The 19,248-nt window shown below is 57.8% G+C and carries 26 protein-coding genes and 1 pseudogene; 2 read left to right on the top strand and 25 right to left on the bottom strand.

Translation table 11 applies throughout. The features are described from left to right. Nucleotides 1–10 precede the first annotated feature (10 nt). The 20 genes from SH661x_RS02120 to SH661x_RS02025 form a co-directional block, all read right to left on the bottom strand. Nucleotides 11–499 (bottom strand): hypothetical protein, encoded by a 489-nt coding sequence (locus SH661x_RS02120; protein ID WP_437227534.1) that lies wholly within the window; start codon nucleotides 497–499, stop codon nucleotides 11–13. Then, entirely contained in the window at nucleotides 499–1,080 is a 582-nt protein-coding gene (locus tag SH661x_RS02115; RefSeq protein ID WP_437227532.1) for a hypothetical protein, read from the bottom strand. The genes SH661x_RS02120 and SH661x_RS02115 overlap by 1 nt, the downstream gene beginning before the upstream one ends. Next, the gene (locus tag SH661x_RS02110) at nucleotides 1,080–1,454 is read right to left on the bottom strand and encodes a hypothetical protein (RefSeq protein WP_437225015.1); all 375 of its coding nucleotides are present in this window, start codon (nucleotides 1,452–1,454) and stop codon (nucleotides 1,080–1,082) included. Before SH661x_RS02110 ends, SH661x_RS02115 begins: the two co-directional genes overlap by 1 nt. Further along, complete coding sequence (locus tag SH661x_RS02105; RefSeq protein WP_437225013.1) at nucleotides 1,451–1,735, bottom strand: hypothetical protein; 285 nt, start codon at nucleotides 1,733–1,735, stop codon at nucleotides 1,451–1,453. Before SH661x_RS02105 ends, SH661x_RS02110 begins: the two co-directional genes overlap by 4 nt. 98 nt (nucleotides 1,736–1,833) lie before the next feature. Beyond that, nucleotides 1,834–2,754 (bottom strand): Mu-like prophage major head subunit gpT family protein, encoded by a 921-nt coding sequence (locus SH661x_RS02100; RefSeq protein WP_437227530.1) that lies wholly within the window; start codon nucleotides 2,752–2,754, stop codon nucleotides 1,834–1,836. Nucleotides 2,755–2,855: 101 nt separating this feature from the next. Next, on the bottom strand, nucleotides 2,856–3,590 hold the full coding sequence (locus tag SH661x_RS02095; protein WP_437225009.1) for a hypothetical protein: 735 nt from the start codon (nucleotides 3,588–3,590) through the stop codon (nucleotides 2,856–2,858). A gap of 85 nt (nucleotides 3,591–3,675) precedes the next feature. Beyond that, nucleotides 3,676–4,668 carry a hypothetical protein gene (locus SH661x_RS02090; RefSeq protein WP_437225006.1) on the bottom strand — a complete coding sequence of 331 codons (993 nt, stop codon included), beginning with the start codon at nucleotides 4,666–4,668 and terminating at the stop codon, nucleotides 3,676–3,678. Continuing rightward, a complete protein-coding gene (locus tag SH661x_RS02085) occupies nucleotides 4,665–6,311 on the bottom strand; it encodes a phage portal protein (protein ID WP_437225003.1) in 1,647 nt (548 codons plus the stop codon). Before SH661x_RS02085 ends, SH661x_RS02090 begins: the two co-directional genes overlap by 4 nt. Then, complete coding sequence (locus SH661x_RS02080) at nucleotides 6,304–6,546, bottom strand: hypothetical protein (protein ID WP_437225001.1); 243 nt, start codon at nucleotides 6,544–6,546, stop codon at nucleotides 6,304–6,306. The genes SH661x_RS02085 and SH661x_RS02080 overlap by 8 nt, the downstream gene beginning before the upstream one ends. Before the next feature lie 295 nt (nucleotides 6,547–6,841). Further along, complete coding sequence (locus SH661x_RS02075; RefSeq protein WP_437224999.1) at nucleotides 6,842–8,809, bottom strand: terminase gpA endonuclease subunit; 1,968 nt, start codon at nucleotides 8,807–8,809, stop codon at nucleotides 6,842–6,844. Continuing rightward, entirely contained in the window at nucleotides 8,806–9,309 is a 504-nt protein-coding gene (locus SH661x_RS02070) for a hypothetical protein (protein WP_437224997.1), read from the bottom strand. Before SH661x_RS02070 ends, SH661x_RS02075 begins: the two co-directional genes overlap by 4 nt. A gap of 178 nt (nucleotides 9,310–9,487) precedes the next feature. Beyond that, on the bottom strand, nucleotides 9,488–10,087 hold the full coding sequence (locus tag SH661x_RS02065; RefSeq protein WP_437227528.1) for a hypothetical protein: 600 nt from the start codon (nucleotides 10,085–10,087) through the stop codon (nucleotides 9,488–9,490). Between the two features lie 80 nt (nucleotides 10,088–10,167). Then, nucleotides 10,168–10,515, bottom strand: coding sequence for a hypothetical protein (locus SH661x_RS02060; RefSeq protein ID WP_437227526.1), 348 nt, complete (start codon nucleotides 10,513–10,515; stop codon nucleotides 10,168–10,170). Nucleotides 10,516–10,807: 292 nt separating this feature from the next. Continuing rightward, complete coding sequence (locus SH661x_RS02055) at nucleotides 10,808–11,128, bottom strand: hypothetical protein (RefSeq protein WP_437224989.1); 321 nt, start codon at nucleotides 11,126–11,128, stop codon at nucleotides 10,808–10,810. A 14-nt stretch (nucleotides 11,129–11,142) separates the two neighbouring features. Further along, nucleotides 11,143–11,283 (bottom strand): hypothetical protein, encoded by a 141-nt coding sequence (locus tag SH661x_RS02050; protein ID WP_437224986.1) that lies wholly within the window; start codon nucleotides 11,281–11,283, stop codon nucleotides 11,143–11,145. A 2-nt stretch (nucleotides 11,284–11,285) separates the two neighbouring features. After that, on the bottom strand, nucleotides 11,286–11,894 hold the full coding sequence (locus SH661x_RS02045) for a thioredoxin family protein (protein ID WP_437224983.1): 609 nt from the start codon (nucleotides 11,892–11,894) through the stop codon (nucleotides 11,286–11,288). A 40-nt stretch (nucleotides 11,895–11,934) separates the two neighbouring features. Then, entirely contained in the window at nucleotides 11,935–13,143 is a 1,209-nt protein-coding gene (locus SH661x_RS02040; protein WP_437224980.1) for a hypothetical protein, read from the bottom strand. 55 nt (nucleotides 13,144–13,198) lie between these two features. Continuing rightward, nucleotides 13,199–14,236 carry a hypothetical protein gene (locus SH661x_RS02035; protein WP_437224978.1) on the bottom strand — a complete coding sequence of 346 codons (1,038 nt, stop codon included), beginning with the start codon at nucleotides 14,234–14,236 and terminating at the stop codon, nucleotides 13,199–13,201. A 57-nt stretch (nucleotides 14,237–14,293) separates the two neighbouring features. Beyond that, complete coding sequence (locus tag SH661x_RS02030; RefSeq protein WP_437224976.1) at nucleotides 14,294–14,842, bottom strand: hypothetical protein; 549 nt, start codon at nucleotides 14,840–14,842, stop codon at nucleotides 14,294–14,296. Nucleotides 14,843–14,928: 86 nt separating this feature from the next. Further along, a complete protein-coding gene (locus tag SH661x_RS02025; RefSeq protein ID WP_437224973.1) occupies nucleotides 14,929–15,183 on the bottom strand; it encodes a hypothetical protein in 255 nt (84 codons plus the stop codon). Nucleotides 15,184–15,325: 142 nt separating this feature from the next. On the opposite strand from SH661x_RS02025, the gene SH661x_RS02020 reads away from it, so the two are divergent. Then, entirely contained in the window at nucleotides 15,326–15,505 is a 180-nt protein-coding gene (locus SH661x_RS02020) for a hypothetical protein (RefSeq protein ID WP_437224971.1), read from the top strand. Between the two features lie 79 nt (nucleotides 15,506–15,584). Then, nucleotides 15,585–15,890 carry a hypothetical protein gene (locus SH661x_RS02015; protein WP_437227524.1) on the top strand — a complete coding sequence of 102 codons (306 nt, stop codon included), beginning with the start codon at nucleotides 15,585–15,587 and terminating at the stop codon, nucleotides 15,888–15,890. 14 nt (nucleotides 15,891–15,904) lie between these two features. Here SH661x_RS02015 and SH661x_RS02010 read toward each other — a convergent pair whose 3' ends face one another. From SH661x_RS02010 to SH661x_RS01990, 5 genes and pseudogenes are all read right to left on the bottom strand, one after another. Next, nucleotides 15,905–16,783, bottom strand: coding sequence for a DUF5131 family protein (locus SH661x_RS02010; RefSeq protein WP_437227522.1), 879 nt, complete (start codon nucleotides 16,781–16,783; stop codon nucleotides 15,905–15,907). A gap of 314 nt (nucleotides 16,784–17,097) precedes the next feature. Then, a pseudogene (locus SH661x_RS02005) lies at nucleotides 17,098–17,436 on the bottom strand (DUF4326 domain-containing protein); the annotation flags it as partial. A 450-nt stretch (nucleotides 17,437–17,886) separates the two neighbouring features. Further along, on the bottom strand, nucleotides 17,887–18,480 hold the full coding sequence (locus SH661x_RS02000) for a Clp protease N-terminal domain-containing protein (RefSeq protein ID WP_437231162.1): 594 nt from the start codon (nucleotides 18,478–18,480) through the stop codon (nucleotides 17,887–17,889). A gap of 66 nt (nucleotides 18,481–18,546) precedes the next feature. Then, nucleotides 18,547–18,864, bottom strand: coding sequence for a hypothetical protein (locus SH661x_RS01995; RefSeq protein ID WP_437227520.1), 318 nt, complete (start codon nucleotides 18,862–18,864; stop codon nucleotides 18,547–18,549). Between the two features lie 46 nt (nucleotides 18,865–18,910). Further along, the gene (locus SH661x_RS01990; protein ID WP_437227518.1) at nucleotides 18,911–19,231 is read right to left on the bottom strand and encodes a hypothetical protein; all 321 of its coding nucleotides are present in this window, start codon (nucleotides 19,229–19,231) and stop codon (nucleotides 18,911–18,913) included. Between the last annotated feature and the right edge of the window lie 17 nt (nucleotides 19,232–19,248).

The following is a 19,248-nucleotide window of genomic DNA, read 5'->3' as shown; positions in this document are numbered from 1 at the left end:
GGGAAGGGAGTCAGGAGACTTTGCGGCGTGACTTGCGGGCGCCGAGTTCTTTCAGAGTTTTCTGATAGACCTCGAGGCCGAGGACGGTGTACTCCTCGATTTCCTTATCAGAAACCGAGGAGAGTTCTTTCCATTGCTGAGGCTTGAGGACGTGCGGAGCGTGCAGGCGGATGCGGGACTGATACTGCGTGGCGGTGATTTCGGCGTTGTTTTTCACGAACTGTTTCAGGGCTCCGGTGAACACCAGAGGATTGTCGGCCTCGGAGGCCCAGGCGTGTTTGTGACGGGCGGTCTCTTTGCGTTTGAGGTAGTGCTGATTGCGGGCCTGAAACTTGTACGCTCCTCCTGGAGCGGTTTCGGGAGCTTCCTTTTTGAAGTGCTTCCCGATCGTCACCTGCATATGCCGTACAGCGATCGCCAGCAGTGCCGCGCGCATGGCGGTCGCATGGGAGCGGGCTCCCACTTCGGCACGTTCGATGGTGATCGAGATGTCCAGCATCACACATTCATCTCTCCATAAACTGCGATGACCAGTTCGCCGAGGAATGCGTGTTGCCCGCTCATTTCCTGAGGGTCCAGGCGACCGATGCGGCCGATATTCACCTGATTCGGGCTGATCCGGTTCGGCTTGTACTCCTGATCCTTGATCTCTTTGATGATCCGACCGAACTTGTTGCAGCCGTCGATGTACCAGAGTTTGTTGGTCTCGAGGTACAGCTCCGGAATCGGGAATGCGAACGAAACCGAAAGGCTCCCCTGGGCCACGAACGTGGCTGTCCCCAGATGATCATCGAGCCAGCGGGGATCGTGCGAGATGATGCAACTGGGGAGCTGGAGTTCAGCCCCTTCATCCCGCTCGCAATAGATGCGAATGGCATCGACCGCCTCCGCCCGATCGAGCTCGGGATTCTCGCCACCGATCAGCTCGAGCAGCTCGGCCCAGGCGAGTTCGCCGGACGTCACGAGTCCCTGCCACGTGAGACAATCGGCGATCGTCTCTTGGAGGTAAGCGATCACCTTCGAGAGTCCGTATTCAGGACAGATCGAGAGTTCACCTTCGGTGACCAGTGGTTCCGCCATTACATCACTGCTCCGTATCCGTTCTTGCGGGTTTGGATGCTGGACTGTTTGAGCGTGATCACAATCCGGCCGCCGACGTTCTTACCAATCGAATCGACGGCATAGACATCGCCGCCATAAATCCACAGATCGGATTCGTGGAGCGATGGTCCCGGCTCGATGTAGATCTCGCCGAGATGACTTGTCGTGCGTCCGTTGCCGTACGCCTCCTGGGGACCTCGCAGCCCGTTTGCAACCTGCGGGCCGCGCAGGATGACGATGGCCTGCAGCTCGGCATCCTGTGCGGCGTTGGCCCGCGGTCGATGCGTGATGGACTCGCCGAAAGTCTCGAGCATCGTCGGGAAGTCTTCAGCGGCGAAGACCGGGACGCTCACTCTTTGGCTTTCGGAGCCTTTGGCTTCTTTGGAGCCTTTGGCTCGATGGAAGGAGTTTCGGAAGGCGCATCTTCACGCACCTCGCGAAGGGCCCCTCCGTGATCGGCCCGCACCAGCACCAGAGCCCGGCCGATGTCCGTCTGGAGCTGCTGGAAGATGTCCTCACTCACTTCGAGCGGTTCATCCTTCGTGAACTCACAGAGCTTCGGTCCGTCCGGAGTCTGCACGGTCCGGCGGAAAACAGGGCTCTGCCAGTTTCCTTTGACTTTGATGATGTACATGTTTGAAACCCGCAGACGGGAGAGAGGAGAGACGTTTCAGAAAACAGCGGCCCCCTCACAGAGGGCCGCTGGGATCCACTTCCATCAGCAGCTCAGATTTAGGTGAACTGCAGCGTGACGGCGTTCCACCATGCGAGATAGCCAACGTTGTAGCGGGCATCGCACATGAACTTCACATCCTTGAATTCGCGATCGTCCATCCCCTTCATCTGCCGTTGCAGAGGGCGGCGAGCCTGGAACACGAACGGCTTCAGGGGTTGCCCGGTTCGGAACAGATAGATCCGGTCGGTCTTCGTGAAGTACGTGCAGGTAACGATCCGGGGGCGATCCAGCACAATGTTGGTTTCGCCTTGGTTGACGAGGGTTTTCTGGAGAGCCTTGACGGCAATCTCTTCATAGCCGGGCGGAACGTACAGCTCCAGATCGGTCATCGCTCCGACAGTCGGTCGATGATAGGGCTTGCCGTTGTCCCGCTTGAAACCGAGCATCGCGGCCCGCATCTTGTGGTAGGCAGAGCGGAATTCATCTTCTGTCGGCGAAGCAACCGTCGTGATGTCGGAAGTCAGATCGTTGTTGTTCGATCCTGAATCACCCCAGACGTGATCGGTGTCGAAGAAGTACTGACCATCGAAACATTCCTTGTCGGTCCCATTTTCGATGAGTTGCACCGTCAATTCATCCGCATGATAGGCGGCCTCGGCAGCCAGCTGCTCGAACACGGGGTCATAGAGACCAATCCGATCATCATCGATGTGGTTCTTCTCGATGCGAATCGAGTTTTCCCATTCTTTGTTCTTGATCGTGAACTCGGCTGCTTTGACCTGTGCAAACTGTCGTTCGCTGAGCCACTCCTGCATTCCAGGGAGAGAGCCGAGCATTCCGTACTGTTCGTCGGAACCCGAGGACTTGATGACGTTGCACATCCGGGGATAGAGCGGAGTGGCGGTCTGGACCGAAGTATCGAACTTGGCGGTCAGGCCTCGCAGCCGCGCGACTTTACTGGCGGTGTCGAGAGACATGGGGAAACCCTTTGTCAGGAGAGGTGTGATTCGGAAGGGAGGTTTGAGAGGAGAAACCTCCGCTCCCCTGGCGAGGAGCGGAGTCGATCAATCAGGAGGGATCAGGCTGCGACCGGAGCGGTCGCACCATCAGCATCATTTCCGGCCTGCAGGATGAGCCAGGCAGCTCCATCCCACATCAGCTCGACGAAGTCGCCGACGTCAGCAAAAACGATCGTGGTCGCCCCAGAGAGACTGACCGGAGTCAGGGTGGAATCACCGGCATCGACGACCATCTGGATCCGCTTCATCTGTCCGGCGCGGGTTCCGTTTGCCAGCGTGGTGGCCTGGGCTCCAGTGCTCGTCAGAGCGGTGTAATAGCTGGTGACATTGATGGCACCCGCCCCGCTTTTGGCTTCAGCGGCCGCTGTCGGATACCAGGGGACCAGCTTGCCCTGATGAACTTCGAGCTTGACCCAGACCAGCGTGGCGGACACGTATTCCACGATCGTCCCGACGCGGGGGCGTCCGGCAGCTGCCAGACTGATCGTGTTCGAATCCGTGGCAAACACGCTCTTGCCGACGTCCCCAGCGGCAAAGCCGGAACCGGTCAGCAGAAACGCTCCGGACTGGTACACCGCGGCCCGCTCGTCACCGGCCTGGCCTCCGGAGTTATCGACCTCTTCGACAGCGACGCCGGCAAACTGGTTGAGTCCGGAGTTGACCGAACCAGAGAGGTTGCCGGAGCTGTCGAGGAACGTCAGCTGGGACTGGTAAATGTGAGTCGTGGCGGCGATCGGGTAATCAGCCCGCTCCGCGGCACGAGACTTGATCGTCGCATTGGCGGTTGCCGCCATGGGAGTCTCCTGTGTGAAATGCCCGAACGGGCGGATGTCGAATGACGAAAATGCTGGGAGTTGAACACGCGCGTGTTCAGGCGGCTCAGTCGGCCTTCTTCTGTTCCGGCTTCAGGATGTCGAGCCCTTCATCCAGTCGGCGGGTGCGGATGTATTCCGCTTCGGTGATCCCGCTGTTGATGTACACCGCGCGGGATTCGGCGTACTCCTTTTTGAACCGCTTGTCGGGATCGGTCCCCTCGCCGTGCTGATCACCGGCGGGATCGGCGGACGGGGCCGGGTTCTTTTTGCACATCTCCTGGAAGAGGAAGTCCTTCACTTCCAGGACGCTCTTGGATTCAGCACAGAGCGTGTCTGCCTTCTCGGCACAGCCGGCAGCGGCGCAGAGTTTGCGGATCTCGGTCTGGCGATTGCGCTCGACCATGACCGCCTCATCGACGGCCTTTTTCTGCGCAGCTTCCTGGGCGACCTTGGCAGCTTCCGAGTTCAGCTCGGATCGCACCCGAGTGGCCGCTTCCTGGGCAATCGCTTTGACCAGGTCCGGATGTTTCGTCTTGAGTTCGTCGAGATTCATGGCGGGAGGGTCTTTCGGTTCGGGCGGGTCTCCCGCCTGTTCAAAGAAAGATTTCGTCGTGGCGGGACTCATCACGAGATCCACACTCACCACGCGATTGATTGCTTCGATCGTTTTGCCGTCTTTCGATCGGCGGTTCGCCGCAACGTGCGACATTCCAAATCCACTCACTCCGGAGCGGGCGGTTTCCAGAAATGTTCTGCCGGCCTCTGAATCGAGCGTGCGGATATCGCCGCGAATCTTTCCGGCTTCATAACGGGGGTTCTCGACATACCCAGCGAGATCCCGGGGACTGCGATGGTGGGGAGCTTCCAGATCATGGCTCAGGAACACCGGCTTTTTTTGATACAGCGGAATCGCTGCCTGCATCGCTTCTTCGGCGAAGCGGTAGCCGTTCGATGACTCCGCGCCGAGAAGAACGACATTTTTCACCAGTCGGGGATCCCCTTCACCGATCAGAGATTCGGACAGGGAATTCAGGGTGTATTCAAAATCCAGCTTCATGCTGCCACGGCCTTTCGTTTGTGCTTGCGACTCTTCAGCAGACGTACGAATTCCGCCAGCATTTCCGCATCCTGTTTGTCATCAGCTGCGGGATCCTCTGGATCTTCCGTCTCATCGGAATTGTCAGGTGGAAGGTTGCCGGCGTAGATCGGCGGCACGATTTCGAGTTCCTCTTCCCGCTGCTTCTCGTAGTGGCGGGTTTCAAAGACATCGTCGACGTCGAGACCGAGACGCTGCAGGATCGCCGTCAGGCTGCCAATGTTGTGTTCTTTCGCAAGGATGGCCGCAGTCACTTCCTTGAGCGGATCGCTCCACTGTCGGCCCGTCGCTACCAGTTTGAAGCGATTGAACAGATGCGGAACCCGCAGATAGAGATCGATCGGAATCGAGCTCTCGCCGACGATGATCGACTCGAGAACGAGCCGCGACCAGATCGGTCGAATCATGTTGTTTTTGACGATCTCGAAGTCAGACCGCAGCGGAATTGCTCCGTCGATTTCATCGAGTTTTCCAGCGGAATACGTGGCTCGGCGACGATCACGCATCAGCCAGCTCGAGGGATAATTCAAACCGGCCGCCATGCCCAGCAGATTGCTCTGCGTGAACATGTCGTAAGTGGTCTGCGGTTGGGTCGGATTGAACGCCGTGATCTGTTCCTGCAGTCCGACGACGTTCACTCGTCCCGGTGTCAGGCCGAAACCATCCGCCATCGCTCGGGCGAGCAGATCGGGATTGTTCGTGTGGATGTTCATCGTCTGGCAGGCGGCGACCTGAGCGGCGATGATCACCGCTTCCTTGTAATCAGCGAAATCCCGGCAGTCGCTCATGATCGAGAAACACCAGGGCAATCCCCGAGACTGATGCGGGAACAGTTGCTCGAAGAGATGCGTCATCCGATCGAGCGGGTAAAACCGATGCGTATCGGAATTGTCGATGGTGTCATGGGGATGGGTTTCCCGAACCCAGTACCCGACAATCTGGTCCTGCGCATCCCGCTGGATTCCGAGCCGACATTTCTTGTCGCCGAGCTTATGCGGAGGAGTTTCGATCCGGTGCGGAGCGACGATGTCAATCTGCAGCGGAATGGGCGAATCCGCTCGGCCCATGTCGGAGATCGCGGGGAACCCGTCCCCGGAGAGCCGCCACGTTCGCAGAGCGAGACGCTGCAATGAACCAAAGCTCACGCGGGTTCCGCCGGCATTCGGGGCCCAACGCTCGTAAACGTCGTCGAGTTCCTCACTCCATCGGTTGGCTTGATCCTCTGTGATCACCCCCTCTCGCGACTTGAGCCACGCTTTCGGGTTCAGCCCCGTCCCGACAACGTTGTCCACGCGATGTTCCACGGCCCCGGTAATAAATCCGAAGTCACGATACAGCTGGTTCGACCGCTCACGCAGCTCCTCGAGGTCGGACTCCAGAGCGGAATCCGGCGAGAGCCGGGATGAGAGCCAGCGATCCGCTCGCAACCGGCTGGCGACATCAGCACCGTCGAAATAACTTTCGACCATCCGCTGAGCCCGCTCCTGCATAATGAGCTGATGCCGGGCCTCCTGGCGTTGTTTGGCGTAGCGTGGCGAGACCGCTTCCCAGGCATCGGCGATGCCGTGGAATGCTCGTCTCAGAAGTGTGGTGCGATCACGCACGGCCAAGCCTGACGGGAAGAGAGTGAAATCCGGAACTGGCTGCGGAGATCCGCTGTTCCAGAGTGTTGATGTGCTTCAGGAGCGTGTCAGCATCCGCGCGGGTATACGACTGTGTCGCTCCACCGGATTGAAATGAATAGGTCTGACCCTTGGTGAGAACGGCTACATAAGCTTCCCTCAAGATGGCGAGAAGTTCGCTGTCGGTGTATTCAAAACTGGCCGATTGCTTGGGCATGTGAGGGGCATCGGTTCCCGGACCCCGCTATCTGCAAAAGTCAGTGCTATTGATAGCACTCAGTTTCAAAAAAGTTTTGGGGAGTTATCGCGCGGCAGATTGAGACGGGTCATGCGAGCACGCTGCGGCGGCGAATGACTGAGCGGAATTTCGATGCGGTTTCGATCGGGACGAAACCCGCAATCGTGGCAGCCAATCCAGCGGACGCGAGTCGCGCCCTCAATCCGCGTGTTCAGGACGCCGATTAATCCTCCGCAGTCAGGGCAGTCATCCCCAGGCGAAAAACGCTGCTCCATCACCGCCCCCCCAGCCGGCTGCCGGACATTTTGCGAATGAACCCTTTGGGCTCATCGCGTGACACGACCGGCTTCACGATCGTGTGAGCTCGGGGAGCGAGTCGATTCCAGTTGGTCCCGTTGGCCGTGTGAAACCAGGCCATGATCATCGAGTATCGAAACGCATCGCGGAGATCCTGCCCCTCGTAACGTTTTTTCCAGCGGCCGTGTTCATCCTGGACATCTCCCAGCAAATGCCGGGCAAGGTCCACGCCGGGAATGACCTGTCCCTCAATCGCTTCCCGGGGAATGGAGTACCAGTTCGGATCTTCCCGTTTGACCAGTCCTGTCAGACGTTCTTCCACCCATTCCTGGCTCCGCTGAGTGTTCGCAATGAGCAGGTCATACTGAGCAGCCCGCTGTTTCGCTTTCACTTCCAGGGCAGTCAATCCGGACCGCTGAAAACCGGCCCGATACATTTCCGGAAAATCGACGTCGACGAACGGCCGATCAGCATCCTTCGAAGATCCTTTGATCGGCCAGCAGCCCGGCAGTTGGGCCGTCAGTTCATAGACTTCGTTGGTGTACGATCCGGAATCGATTCCGGTTGCCGACAGCTGCAGCGGGGGGCCGTTGTCGGCGTGTGGGTACGCCGCACTTCGGCGAACTTCGAGCAACTGCGTCTTGCTGAGAGCAAATCCGAGATCCACCAACTGGCCGCGTCCACCGTTTCCCCAGGCGGACACCCACCAGTAGAAAATCAGTTCATCACCCACCCGACCGACGTCACTCCCGAACGTGAGGAACCGCGACCAGGCAGGACAGACTCGCAGCGGTTCATCGACTCCCATCCGCAGAGCGATATCACTGGGCTGCACGGTCACAGGCCGGGGATCAAAGGTTTTCCCTTCCCAGCTGTTGATAAAGTTCCGGATCGCCTCTTTCTTGCCTTCTGCAGCGGTAATCGCCTTCACGAACTCTTCCGCATAAACGCCGATCGTCACGCCCGGCAACAGGGAATGCAGGGTAGACAATGGACCAAACGAAGCATGCCGACCGGCCCGCGTCGGAGCGCCGGTGATGCGACCTTTGCTGTCGATCTCCTGCCCTTCCTTCACCCATTTCCCGGCGTTGAGCATCTGGTATCGATGCTGCTCCTCGATCTTCTTTTCACACTTTTCGCACTGGATGTATGCGGTTTCCCGGGCTTTGTCGGGATCGAGTTTGCCATTCAGCTTTTGAAATCGGACGCCCCCGGGTTTCTTGCCGTCTCCCATGAACAGTTCCTGGAAGTGATTGCAGAACGGACACGGAACCATCCGGCGGCGGTTGTCTCCGGCGAGTCGCTGCTGTTCGACGTAGCTGGTCCCTTTCAGTGCCGGCGTGGAGATGATCAGGACCTTCGCCCCCACATATCCCTTGGTGCGTTCACCCATCAGCCAACGAAAATCCGCTTCCGAATCCGTGGACTTCTGTTTCATCTTGTCGCATTCGTTCAGCACGACTATGAAAGCTCCGTAGTCCGCTGCTGAACTGGGAGATCCCGCCCAGGCTCCGTGAATCTCGCACGTCGTCAGATTCATATGATCTTGAGATCGCATCCGCGGCGGGGGGCAGATGGGAGCGAGAGTTTCGCACCGCTCGAACAATCGCCATGTTCGACGGATGACCCGTTTCGTCGATCGTTCGTTGGCATCCGCAAACGCCATCGGATGAGGATTGCAGGCAGCGGTTTTCGCAAGGGCTGCCTGGCTGAAAGCGGTCTTTCCGATCTGTGCCGCAGTCTGGATCGTGATGCGATCGATTTCCGGATCATCGAACGCGTCGAAGGGTTCAATGAAATGCGGAAAGAGATCAAGGCGATAAGAGCCTTTCATTTTGGAATCGGAGGGCATCTTGAGCCACTGACAGACCCAGTCTTTCGTGGCGATCTGCGGACGGGGCAGAACGCAGTCATAGACCTTCGAAGAAAACAGACAGGAGATCATGCTTCCTCCTGCTGTTCATCGAGATGCTTCGCTTCCCGCTCGAGCTGCTCGCGCATGTTGGTGCGTCTTTTGTCGAGTTCATCCCGGATGCGGTTCTTCAGCTGCTTTCGGAGTTTGGCGGGGACCGTGTTCGCGATCAGGTCCGGCAGCTGATCGCACCAGTCCGCCAGCTCGGTCAAGATCGTCGAAGCGAAGAGTTCGACACCTGGGCGGGGGATGACTTTGCCACGTTCGCGATCCAGTCGGAGCTGTTCGCGAGCTCGCTGAATCTTGATCCGTCCGAGCTTCTCCTTCTTCTCTTCAAGGGAAATTCGCTTCGCCTCGTCAGAGAGTTCCGATCCCTTTTTGCCGGCCGCTTCCTGGCACTGCCGGATCAGCTCGATGTCCCAGCCCGCTTTGGTTTTCCCGTTGGGCGGAAACCATTCCTCGTGGACCCAGTTGCCCAGCTGGCGATCCGTGATCCCCAAAAGTTTGGCGGCGTCTTTGCGGCTCGCGATCATGCAAAAAACCGCGTAAACGGAAGGAAGGAAATGATTTCAATTTTGCTTATCGACAAAAAATTCCGCGATGAATAGACCGCGCGCCCCGCCCGGGCCTCGGGAGGACCCGTGAGGGGGGGCCTCCCCCCTCGAAGTCCGTCGAAGTTCGGCGGGTTTCGTCGAACTTCGGGCTGCCCTCCTAACCCAACTTCAGAGTGTATTTATCTGGGTTCCTGCCGATCTTCAGACCGTTTTTCTCAAGGTCCTCGCCCTCGAGTTGCTTCGCCTGGAAGGCCTTGAGGATGCCCGCTTTGTCGAGCTCCAGGCTGATACGGAGATAGGGGAATGCCTCTGCGAACTCAGCACGGATGCGATCGAACTCAGGGAGCAGATCGGACGCCTTAATGATGCGATCGATGATCTCGTCGTCAGTCGTGTTTGGGTCCACGAACGACACCTTCTCAGGCTGCGTCTTCGTGGTGATAGACCCAGCCTCACACTTCCATGTTCCCCGCTTCGGAGCGAACATCTCATCTTTGTGATCACGTGCGAAATCACAGACCGCTTTCTCCAGTCGGTTGGCGTACTCCACACGCGAGATCGTCTCCCCGTCCACATCGATGAGCTGCTTCTCGGCCAAACTCTCATCGAGTTTCAGGACGTCCTTATCACGCTTGGCGATGAGGGCCTGAGCCGCGGCCCGGATCTTGGTAATGGCCCGCATATAGATGGGGAGATGCTCGATCGACTCGACGACTGGTTCGAGGCCAAACACTTCAGGAGCTTCGGGAGCTGACATGATCAAAGGCTTTCGACTGACAGACGATGGGCAGATCTGATCGAGGGTGAGAGGTTCGATATCGGCAAGAGGATCAAGCATCAAAACAGCTTGAACGGGTTGTGGTAACAGAGCAGGGCGAAGAACGTCGCAGCTGCACAAACGCCGGCGACGATGCCAGCGATCATCGTGGCAAAGTAGTCTGGCCACCGCGACATCGCTTTCAGCTCTCCCGCTTGCAGCTCACTGTCGATCTCGCCAGCATGCCAGGTTCTTCCGTTGTCACAGCTCTCTTCGAGGCACGGCGTCCAAGCACTGTGCAGCTTCAATGTTGGTGAAGACCGATTCTCGGCGACGCTGAAGATAATTCGCTCATGGTAGCCAATCGCGTCAACAGGTTTGACGCTCGACCAAGTGACTCCGTCGTCGGTGCTGTATTCGATGGGCATGCCAAAAGCTTTCCGTTTTCGAAGATCTATAAGTCCGTGTTCTCGCGCTGGGGCGATGTATTGCACGGGTGCTGTCTATTGTTCAACGCTCTCGTCGCACCAACGTTTCGCACGCCAATAGTCGTCCCGGAACAGCATGCTGCCGGTGAACTCCTCTTCCCAGGAAGTGAACTCCAGCCATCGCCGTTCGTTATTGATCGTTTTCGGGAATAACAAAAACCCGCTTCGTACCCGAACTGCACCTACAGTCGGACTGAGCTGTTTGATCAGCGTTCTCATTATTCGTCCCTGTCTAAAGCATCATGAGGATCAACAGAACAACTCGGAGGACCTGCCACAGCCACATCCATGGGAATTCCGCTCTCACTGCCCGGCGGATCTCTGCCCGGTTTCGCATCCGTTCGCGGGCTGGTCCCTGCGCGGCGTTGGCTTTGGCGACGTAGTCCCGCACGAACTGATCCACCTGCGCCTGACGGTCCTGTTCAGGCGACTGGGTCAACGTGGAGACAGGGCCGCGATGAATGCGGTGCAGATCCACTGAGAGCTGAAATGTCCCGAGGCCTCCGAGGAGGGCCAGGACAGTGAGGAGTGAGAGGAGGGCTTTGCGAAACATGAGTGGACCTTGGTCTAGTTCTCGCGCTGGTCGCTGCCGGCGATGAGGAGTGAACAGATCACCGCCAGCAGCGACACGGCGAGCCCATCGGTCACAGTGCTGTTTCCGCGGATCATCATCCACCAGACCAGACTGATCACGATGAGCAGGATCATTGTCACCGCAGTGCTGCGGTGCTGGTGCTACGCTGGGCGGCCCGAATCGCTTCGCTCAATCGATGCTTCGCCTGGGCTTCACGGGCTGTCTCGAAACCGGTTGTTCGGCTCCGCTCCTCGTGTCCCAGGACAACGACAAACGTCGGTACGCTCTTGATGGCGAAATGCTCCGCGATCTCTTTCTGAGCCTCGATGTCGATCACATCCACCTGCCACTGGCTTTTGTTGAGCCAGGGGACCGCGGACAGCTTTGCAGACTCACAATCCGGAGAGCCTGCTCCAGTAAAGAGCAGGACTCGCGAGGCTTTGCCGCCAGCCAGGTATTCCGCTTTCGAGGCCGGCCCGGGAGGAGCGAAGGTCTGAAACGAAACTTGGTCGACCTCTGCCGGCAGGAACGTTTGAAACGTCGGCTGATCCTCGGCAACGATTTCCGGAGTCGCAGCCGCCGTCAGGAGGATCTGCATCTTCGGAGAGACGGCAGGAGCGAACGTTTCAAATGTCGGCTCCTGAGCCTGAACGGTGCTGATAAACAAGAGCAGGACCAGCGAGAGCATCGCCATCCAGCACAGATCGATCAACAGTTCCTGGCGGCTCTTTCGTGCAGTAGTCATGTTAACTCCTGGGTGAGGGTGGGGATCCCTGCGCACGGTCTCAGGCGACGATGTCGCGGGAACTACGGCGCCGGGATCGCGAGTGTGAAAATGCGGCAATCGTGCCGCTGAAGAGCGAGAGAAATCCGGAGATCTGGCCGGCACACTGGCAATCGCCCCGCCGCATGTGCAGATACTTCCGGCAGGCCGGAACCTGAGGCACGATCTCGGGCAGATCGATCACATCGGCCTGCCCCGGTGGCAACGCCAGAAACGTATCGAAGTTGAGCGGGCGATACGGAAAGCCGTCGAACATCGACAAAGCAAAGCTGTCCCCCTGTCCCACCATCCTGTTGACGGTCCGTTTGTCGACCCAGAACCCTCCCGGCGGTTCATCGCCGGCGGGCTTGCTGTGAGCGTTCTCGCCCCAGCTGTTAAGGCAGTAGACGTGTCCGGAGACATCATCCACGCCGATGAAACACATCTGATGAGCCCAGCTGCCTGAAGGAGTGGCGACCATCTTGCCATCGATGAGCTTCTGCTTCATGGCGAAACCCTGGTTGCTCGCCACTGTGACGGGATATCCGTTGGCGATCGCATCCCGCACCTGCTCATACGTCGTCACTTTGGCAAAGCTCGTGAGCTTGAATGCCTCGGCTTTTGCGAAGAACTCTTCGGGCGGTCCCTTGTATCCCCAACTGTCCGCGAGACTGCCGGAGTACTTCGGGACTCCCTCGAGATCCGCGGGAAGATTGCCATAGAGCTGACCGGCTCGCACGGCCCAGCTCCCGTTGCTGCCGGCCGACCGACCGAGCTTCCCCGCTCCGCACTCTTTTGCGGTGCGCGAGACTCCATAGTTGTAAGGCTGAAACACCGAGCGGAATTGATGAGAGGCACCATGCACGGCGATCTGGACCGCCTGCAGATAGTTGACGGCGTTGCTGTACCCCATGGAGACGCAGTCGCCTGTCTCCTGATAGTAGGTTGGCAGATGCTTTCCGCCGTTGATCGCTCTGGCATAGTCCCAGAGATGGACCACGGCCCCTTCAGCGCTCCCCCAGCTGGGCGCATCCTGAATCGCAAACGGTGGGACCGAGTTGCTGATCATCTCCTGATCAGCGAGGCTTGGAGGACACCATCCGAACCGGTCTTCAACCGGCGTCACGGCATCCGGATCGGGGACTTCAATCGAGCTGCCGAGGAAGAACCCGCCACTCAGCAGCGAGAGGATGAGAGGGAGCAGAAACTTGCGGAGAAGTGCTGGAAACATGGCGGGTGATCAGCGTTGGAGGTGAGCAGAGCGGAAGGATCGAGCAGCGCGAGAACTACTTCGCCAGGGGCTTCAGGCCGCTGGCAATTTCGAGCATCAGAACGGCGTAATCCGCATCGCTCTTGAACTTGCCTGCCATGTACATCGAGCTGAGCTTGCCCTGCAGCCACTTGCCGAAGTCCGACCACTCGGCCTCATGGCCCGCGATCGCCGCCCCGTTGGCTTTGCCATAGGCATTGAGGATTGTCACGGTCCCCTTGAGCGTGCCGGCATTGATCTGCGCCGCCGTAGTCTCGAGAGCCGCGACAAGTTTGCTGCAATCGCTGCTGAGCTGATCACACTTCACGAGCTTCGCCCGCTCGAAGACGTCTTTGGCGAGTCCATATTTCCCATCCGGAATGACCGGTTCGGGAGTCGGCTGGGGCTGCGGTTCCGGCGTTGGTTGCGGTCCTGGGAGCGGTTGAGGACCAGGAGGCGTTGGGGTGGGACTCGGCCCGGGACCGGGGGGATAAGGCGCCGGGCCCGGCGGATAGACCGCACTCACGCTGACGGTGTAATGATCGACATCGATCCCGTCCTTCGACGCGACAATCAGCTGAGCATCATAGACCCCGGGAACAAAATGAATCTCGACCTGACGATTGTCGGTCGAGATCGTAAACAGCGGGGGCAGCGTATCGCGCCGCGTGATCTCCCATCGGTATTGATCCCCTTCGGACTGATACGCATCGAGCAGGACCCGATCCCCATAAATCGCCGTGCTCGGGCCGCTGATTTTTGCGACAGGTCCAGCCGCAAAGAGGGGGGTGGAGATCAGCGAACAACACGCGAGGAGAAGAGCTGTTGCTTTGCCCGAGCCGGCGAAGGTCGAAAAGTCGAGCGGTTGCCCGCTCATGCCTCGCAGAATGAGATTTCCGATCGTGACGATGATCACCGCATAAGGAGCGAGTTCATCCGGCAGATTGCCGGACTCCGCATCCTTGGTCACCTGTGCCAGCACCAGCACAACCAGGCCCGCGATAAAGTTGAACCAGACGGTTTTGGATTGCAGCCACGACTTGGCTGGCGCGACGGGAGCAGGCGCTTCGTCCATGTGAGGGAGACTCCGGCGGGAAGGTGAGAAGGGATTGTCGGAGAGCTTTGAGCGGAGTTATCGCGCGGCCAGGGAGGCCGCTAAATGGTCGCAATCGAATGTACGACGCATCTTTTCCGACTCAAACTCGGGGATGGGTGCATAAGCCGTATCGGCGCACCGCGCGATAAATCCCCAAGACATTTTCTGACGGTGCCCATCAATCCAGGCAATTGCCCCCGCAGAATCGTACCCAAACACCCAGGCATCCAGCAAAATCGAGTCTTTGGGTGCAGGACCTTTCGCCGCCGTCCAGGGGGCTCCCTCGTGCATGTCCGCCATCTGCTCTCTCGAGATCCGCAGACGCGCGAGAACTCCCAGCTCCAGCACGATCGCCAGCTGCAGCTGCCGGGGCTGGCAGTGATCCAGGAATACGATCGCCCGCACTGTCGGCAGGGGCGCGGGCTCCTGATAGTCGATCACTTCGCCGGCCCTGCGTCGCCGTTCGAGCTGCCCACGCACGAGGTTAAATTTCTCGGGCACGGCGACGTCCTCCTTGAGCAGAGACTCGAAGGGGGTTGTGATCAACACGGCGTGATTGATGATGTCGGTAAAGTTCGTCGGCATGGTTGGACTCGCGATGATTGTCTGCCGGCGGCCCCCGGCGGTTGGTGACGTCCCCAGGAAGGGACCGGAGACCGCCGGCGAGAGGATCAATACAGCTGATGATTGAGGGAGGGATCGAAGCGATCCGCAAGCTGCTGGGCCTGACTCACGCTGATCAGACCGGAGATATACGCTGCCTCAATCACCCGTCTGATCTGCGGCCACCAGATCCGGTGCGTGATCCTCAAAATCCAGCGATCGAATCGAGCGCGATAACTTCCCGCGACAGGCAAAGCTGGCTGGACAGGCGGCTGGGGGTCCGGGGTAGAATCCGGATCATAAATTTTGATTGAAGAACTCACTTACGCTTCCTGCATGGGTGAGTTCGAAACCGTACTCTCAAAAGCTCCTTACCTTCCCTGGCAGAAACTTTCGCGGCTGAACCTGCGAGCATGACGCGCTCATGATGGCGCGAATGTCAAGACCTTTCAGGGATGGCATGAAATGATTAAACGACCTTTGCAATTTACGATGCCGGCCACCGACAAACGCGATCTGGTGCGCGACATTGAACGCCGTGGGCTGACCCAGCAGCAGGTTTTCGAACACCTGGCCACCGCCGACCTGGCCCGCATCCGCGAAGGTAAAGAGCCGAGCTACGCCAGCCTCCGCCCTGCCTCCTGATCACGCGCGTGATCAACTTCTTTGGACCGATAAATCCAAGTTCCCGGACTAACAGTCCTGTTCCTTTGAGGGTTTTGTCATGATCGCAACTTCTGGTCGATTTGAATTTATCGCTGAAGTTCATGGCCTCGTCAAAGCTGATGTCGAGACGCATCTGAAATCGTCGCTGTTTGATTACATCGACTTTGAAGCAGCCGAAGTTATCCATGCATTGCATGTTGGTTTCGGGGGATGGGTAGCAGTGATCGGAAACCCCGAAAATGGATCCTATGAATGGGTTTGGCGATCCGAGGGAGGCGAGCGGAGATTGCTCTCATCGAACCAGGGGTGGGGCTGTCCGGAGAGCGCGTTGCGAGAAGCTCTCAAGGTCGCAATGGAGGCCTGAGAAGCAACTCCGGTTTATAGTGACGTTGGTTGAACTTCGGGGAAGTCCGACCATTCGCGCCCATCGATTTCGCGCCCTGATTTCTGACCGACACGAATGCAACTGGTCGGAAGCATCAATCGATTATTCCGATCCTTGGTGTCCGAAGATCCATTCGGATACAGAAATCGATGCTCAAATCGATCGATGTTCTTGCCGTGGACGAATGGGCTGTAGTGATTCATTGGCACCCATTCACCATGCTGTTTGTGAAAGTAGGCCACGCCCGCCGCTTGACATTGTTCGTGGATTTGCAGTCTCCAGTCCTCATGCCACGGACGGGAACCCGGTCCGGTTTCTCCACCGGTGATCACCCAATGAATTTTGGACAGCCATGGTTGCAGGTTGATGGATCCCAGCATCGGCTCAATGCTCAAGCCTCGCACAGATGCGGGGATCTCAATCAGCTGCGGGATGCGGATCTCCGCCCAGAGCTGATTCTCGACGGTGGCAATCAGCCAGACATTGGGCCAACCATTGCCCCAGCCTGGAGGCAGACAATCGGCAATCCGCTCCGTGCGTTTTGTCACGATCTGAAAGGTCAGATCAGGCCGCTGGCGAATGATCTCCCAGGCCTCCGGGCGCCACGCATCGGACTGTTCGTGAAACCAGTCAGACCAGCTGCAGGTGAAGACCTTCGATCCTGCTGGGATCTTGTATCCGCCCTCGCGTGACATCTTCAGGGGCAGGTCAAACGTCTGATCGGAAGAGCGGTGAACAATGGAGCCGTCTTTCCCGTAACGCTTCATGTCCCGAAACATGTAGCAGTTCTGACAGGCGGGACTGACCTTGGTGCACCCCTGCCAAGGATTCCAAGTCGCATCCGTCCATTCGATCTTGCTATGTTCAGCCATCGTGTCACCTGATCGAGTACTGGCCTTTATCAATCAAAGTGCGGCGGAACTCCCCCGCCGCTGGGACCGGCGCCTGTAACCGGATGGCACGGGTTAGATCACAGTGCTGCTCTCACTGCACAATCTTTCGCTTCGAGCAGCTTCCGCAGAGCTTCATTCGTCTCCGGATTGTCGGGAGCCCGGGACGCAACCTCCTGGGCGAGTTCACCGAACGGGCGGGAAATGTTCTGCAAACTTTCCGGAAGGTGCTTGAACTCGAAGTGCTTCAAAATCTTTTCGACGGATGGGTGCATGTTTCCTCCTCTGAAAGCACGGTTAGCGATCCTCAACAAAACATCTGCATGACAAGGCGAACCGGGTTTACACCAGCACGCCAGATTCTTCCCTCGCAGCTCCTGCAGCTCGCGAGGACAGCGGGCCGCGATCGCGACCAGCAATGTGCAATCCCCGCCGGCGAATCTCCATTCCGCCATCCTGGCCGCCGGCAGGGGAAACTCCGAAACACAACGCTCATAAAGCTCCACGCACTCGCCGCGGTCCCCGTGGATCCCGATCCGAAACGGGTTCCCCCACTTCGACGGCCGCGATACTACAACGGTGTTTTCCGGCAGCCGGAATCCTGCCTTTCGAGAGAGCTGAATACGTTCAGGCATGATCATCGCTTCTTTGGGGGAGGCGGAGGACTCAAAGGTTTCTCGTAGCCGCAAGGTCTGCAAATCGACCCCCGCATTTCTCTTTTGCAAAACGGGCATCGGGGATAAATCGGAGGTCCATTTCCTACCATCGCTCGGTAATTCCCGGTTCTCGCGCTCACTCTTCGTCGAAAATCTTCGATAGAGGACCTTGAGGTTCGCCGTCAGTATCAATGTACGTCGGGTCACCGCAACAAATTGTGAGCCCAACCTCTTTATCCCACTCCGTGGAATCCGCGAGTATCGGCACCGTGTACCTCGTCCCGACGCGAATATCTGCCCCTGCTGGCAGCTCGCTCAGTTTTGCAATTAGTTCCCAGACCTTCATCGTTTCACCTGTTCGGTTAAGGATCCAAAAAAAGGCCATCCGTGGCCACTGGCGGATCCGTCCTAAAAGTCACTGTTATCGCGCTACGACATCATTTCCGCGTAATTCTTGAAGACCACTTTGCCAAGCAGTGGCAACAGCCCTTCGAATTCGTCGCGATCTTTCGATGCGTACATTCGTTGCACCAGGCGAACAACATCATTTGCTACGGCTGAATTCTCGCACGGAATCTGAATATTCAGAATGTGTGGGCCTTCGCTCTTGGGACGCAGGGTCCCTTTCGGAAGCACCTTCTGAACCGCGTCTCGGACGGCCTGCAATTCGATTCCCGATTGCTTCAAGATCTCGAAAGCGACCCCGCTGTTTTCCCGAATCAACCCCAGCAAAAGCGACTCAGTCCCTACAAATTCGTGCCCAAACTCCTTGGCCTCCTCATATGAGTATTCAATCGCCAACTTGGCTCGGGGGGTTAGAGGCAAGCGGCCCATGGTGATCATGTCCGGGCCGGGTAGAGCAACGTTTTCCACAGTCTCGCGGAGCTTTTGCAGATCCGCTCCGAGGCTTTTCAGGACGTTGGCGGCAACGCCGACCCCCTCCGCCAGCAGGCCGAGCAGCACGTGCTCCGTCCCGACGTACTCATGATGCAGCCTCTGGGCTTCAGCGTTGGAGAGCTGCATCACCTTGTTTGCTCGGTCGGTAAACCGCTCGTATTGAATTTTCACGTCAGCTCCTTCAACTAAAAATCAGGGATTTTGGCGGCTTCCGTCTGAAATGCCGGTTTCAAAATCAAAAACTTCGCGTATGAAAACGCGATTTTCGCCACGATATGAAGCTGCCTGTAGTTGTGTTGCCCAGGCACGATTCTGATAAACTTCGAACTGAACATCGCTTGGCGTAATGCATCGCGAACACCCGAGGCGAATCCGATCGTATTTCGGGCCAGGAATACGGAACCAGACCATCAGCCAGCAGATTCCGCTGTCACTTTTCAGACGCTCAATCTTTTTACGAGCGGCATCCAAGTTGTACGATCGGCGATAGGTCTTCCGGTCGGATTCCATAACATCAATGCTCCTGCTGCGCATAAAATATTTGATTCAACTTTGGTTATTTGTCCGGAAGGTCCGACAGCTCGATCCTGGCCTTCTCCGAATATTGAGCCAGTTCCGCTTTCTTGTTTGCGATATGAGCCCGAATGATCGATTCCGCAAGAGTCTGGGAAACGTCATACAGGCTGTGGCTATTGCTACCGCTCGGAATGCCGAGTTGGAGCTGCCTGCGACGTCCAAACGCATCCTTCAGATTCTGTGCGTGGCGATCATCGGGATGATCCTTCTTCTGCTGATCCAAATCTTCGAGCAGCTTCTCACCAGCACCAATTTCCCGGTAGCAGTGCCAAATCTCTTCAGCTGTCTTTTGCGAAATCATCTTTCGTCCTCTCTGTG

Origin of the sequence: Planctomicrobium stercoris (assembly GCF_051465655.1) — a bacterium.
Taxonomy (GTDB): domain Bacteria; phylum Planctomycetota; class Planctomycetia; order Planctomycetales; family Planctomycetaceae; genus Planctomicrobium.
This window is presented reverse-complemented; position numbering and strand designations above follow the sequence as displayed.

What these genes read in the sequence shown, in the direction of transcription:
- SH661x_RS02055 (WP_437224989.1), bottom strand. Translation starts at nt 11,128, where the DNA reads ATGTTTCGCAAAGCCCTCCTCTCACTCCTCACTGTCCTGGCCCTCCTC.
- SH661x_RS02090 (WP_437225006.1), bottom strand. Translation starts at nt 4,668, where the DNA reads ATGAAGCTGGATTTTGAATACACCCTGAATTCCCTGTCCGAATCTCTG.
- SH661x_RS02010 (WP_437227522.1), bottom strand. Translation starts at nt 16,783, where the DNA reads ATGGCTGAACATAGCAAGATCGAATGGACGGATGCGACTTGGAATCCT.
- SH661x_RS02030 (WP_437224976.1), bottom strand. Translation starts at nt 14,842, where the DNA reads ATGCCGACGAACTTTACCGACATCATCAATCACGCCGTGTTGATCACA.
- SH661x_RS02015 (WP_437227524.1), top strand. Translation starts at nt 15,585, where the DNA reads ATGATCGCAACTTCTGGTCGATTTGAATTTATCGCTGAAGTTCATGGC.
- SH661x_RS02095 (WP_437225009.1), bottom strand. Translation starts at nt 3,590, where the DNA reads ATGGCGGCAACCGCCAATGCGACGATCAAGTCTCGTGCCGCGGAGCGG.
- SH661x_RS02020 (WP_437224971.1), top strand. Translation starts at nt 15,326, where the DNA reads ATGATTAAACGACCTTTGCAATTTACGATGCCGGCCACCGACAAACGC.
- SH661x_RS02120 (WP_437227534.1), bottom strand. Translation starts at nt 499, where the DNA reads ATGCTGGACATCTCGATCACCATCGAACGTGCCGAAGTGGGAGCCCGC.
- SH661x_RS02100 (WP_437227530.1), bottom strand. Translation starts at nt 2,754, where the DNA reads ATGTCTCTCGACACCGCCAGTAAAGTCGCGCGGCTGCGAGGCCTGACC.
- SH661x_RS01995 (WP_437227520.1), bottom strand. Translation starts at nt 18,864, where the DNA reads ATGGAATCCGACCGGAAGACCTATCGCCGATCGTACAACTTGGATGCC.
- SH661x_RS02000 (WP_437231162.1), bottom strand. Translation starts at nt 18,480, where the DNA reads ATGCAGCTCTCCAACGCTGAAGCCCAGAGGCTGCATCATGAGTACGTC.
- SH661x_RS01990 (WP_437227518.1), bottom strand. Translation starts at nt 19,231, where the DNA reads ATGATTTCGCAAAAGACAGCTGAAGAGATTTGGCACTGCTACCGGGAA.
- SH661x_RS02035 (WP_437224978.1), bottom strand. Translation starts at nt 14,236, where the DNA reads ATGGACGAAGCGCCTGCTCCCGTCGCGCCAGCCAAGTCGTGGCTGCAA.
- SH661x_RS02115 (WP_437227532.1), bottom strand. Translation starts at nt 1,080, where the DNA reads ATGGCGGAACCACTGGTCACCGAAGGTGAACTCTCGATCTGTCCTGAA.
- SH661x_RS02060 (WP_437227526.1), bottom strand. Translation starts at nt 10,515, where the DNA reads ATGCCCATCGAATACAGCACCGACGACGGAGTCACTTGGTCGAGCGTC.
- SH661x_RS02040 (WP_437224980.1), bottom strand. Translation starts at nt 13,143, where the DNA reads ATGTTTCCAGCACTTCTCCGCAAGTTTCTGCTCCCTCTCATCCTCTCG.
- SH661x_RS02045 (WP_437224983.1), bottom strand. Translation starts at nt 11,894, where the DNA reads ATGACTACTGCACGAAAGAGCCGCCAGGAACTGTTGATCGATCTGTGC.
- SH661x_RS02075 (WP_437224999.1), bottom strand. Translation starts at nt 8,809, where the DNA reads ATGATCTCCTGTCTGTTTTCTTCGAAGGTCTATGACTGCGTTCTGCCC.
- SH661x_RS02065 (WP_437227528.1), bottom strand. Translation starts at nt 10,087, where the DNA reads ATGTCAGCTCCCGAAGCTCCTGAAGTGTTTGGCCTCGAACCAGTCGTC.
- SH661x_RS02070 (WP_437224997.1), bottom strand. Translation starts at nt 9,309, where the DNA reads ATGATCGCGAGCCGCAAAGACGCCGCCAAACTTTTGGGGATCACGGAT.
- SH661x_RS02080 (WP_437225001.1), bottom strand. Translation starts at nt 6,546, where the DNA reads ATGCCCAAGCAATCGGCCAGTTTTGAATACACCGACAGCGAACTTCTC.
- SH661x_RS02105 (WP_437225013.1), bottom strand. Translation starts at nt 1,735, where the DNA reads ATGTACATCATCAAAGTCAAAGGAAACTGGCAGAGCCCTGTTTTCCGC.
- SH661x_RS02050 (WP_437224986.1), bottom strand. Translation starts at nt 11,283, where the DNA reads ATGATCCTGCTCATCGTGATCAGTCTGGTCTGGTGGATGATGATCCGC.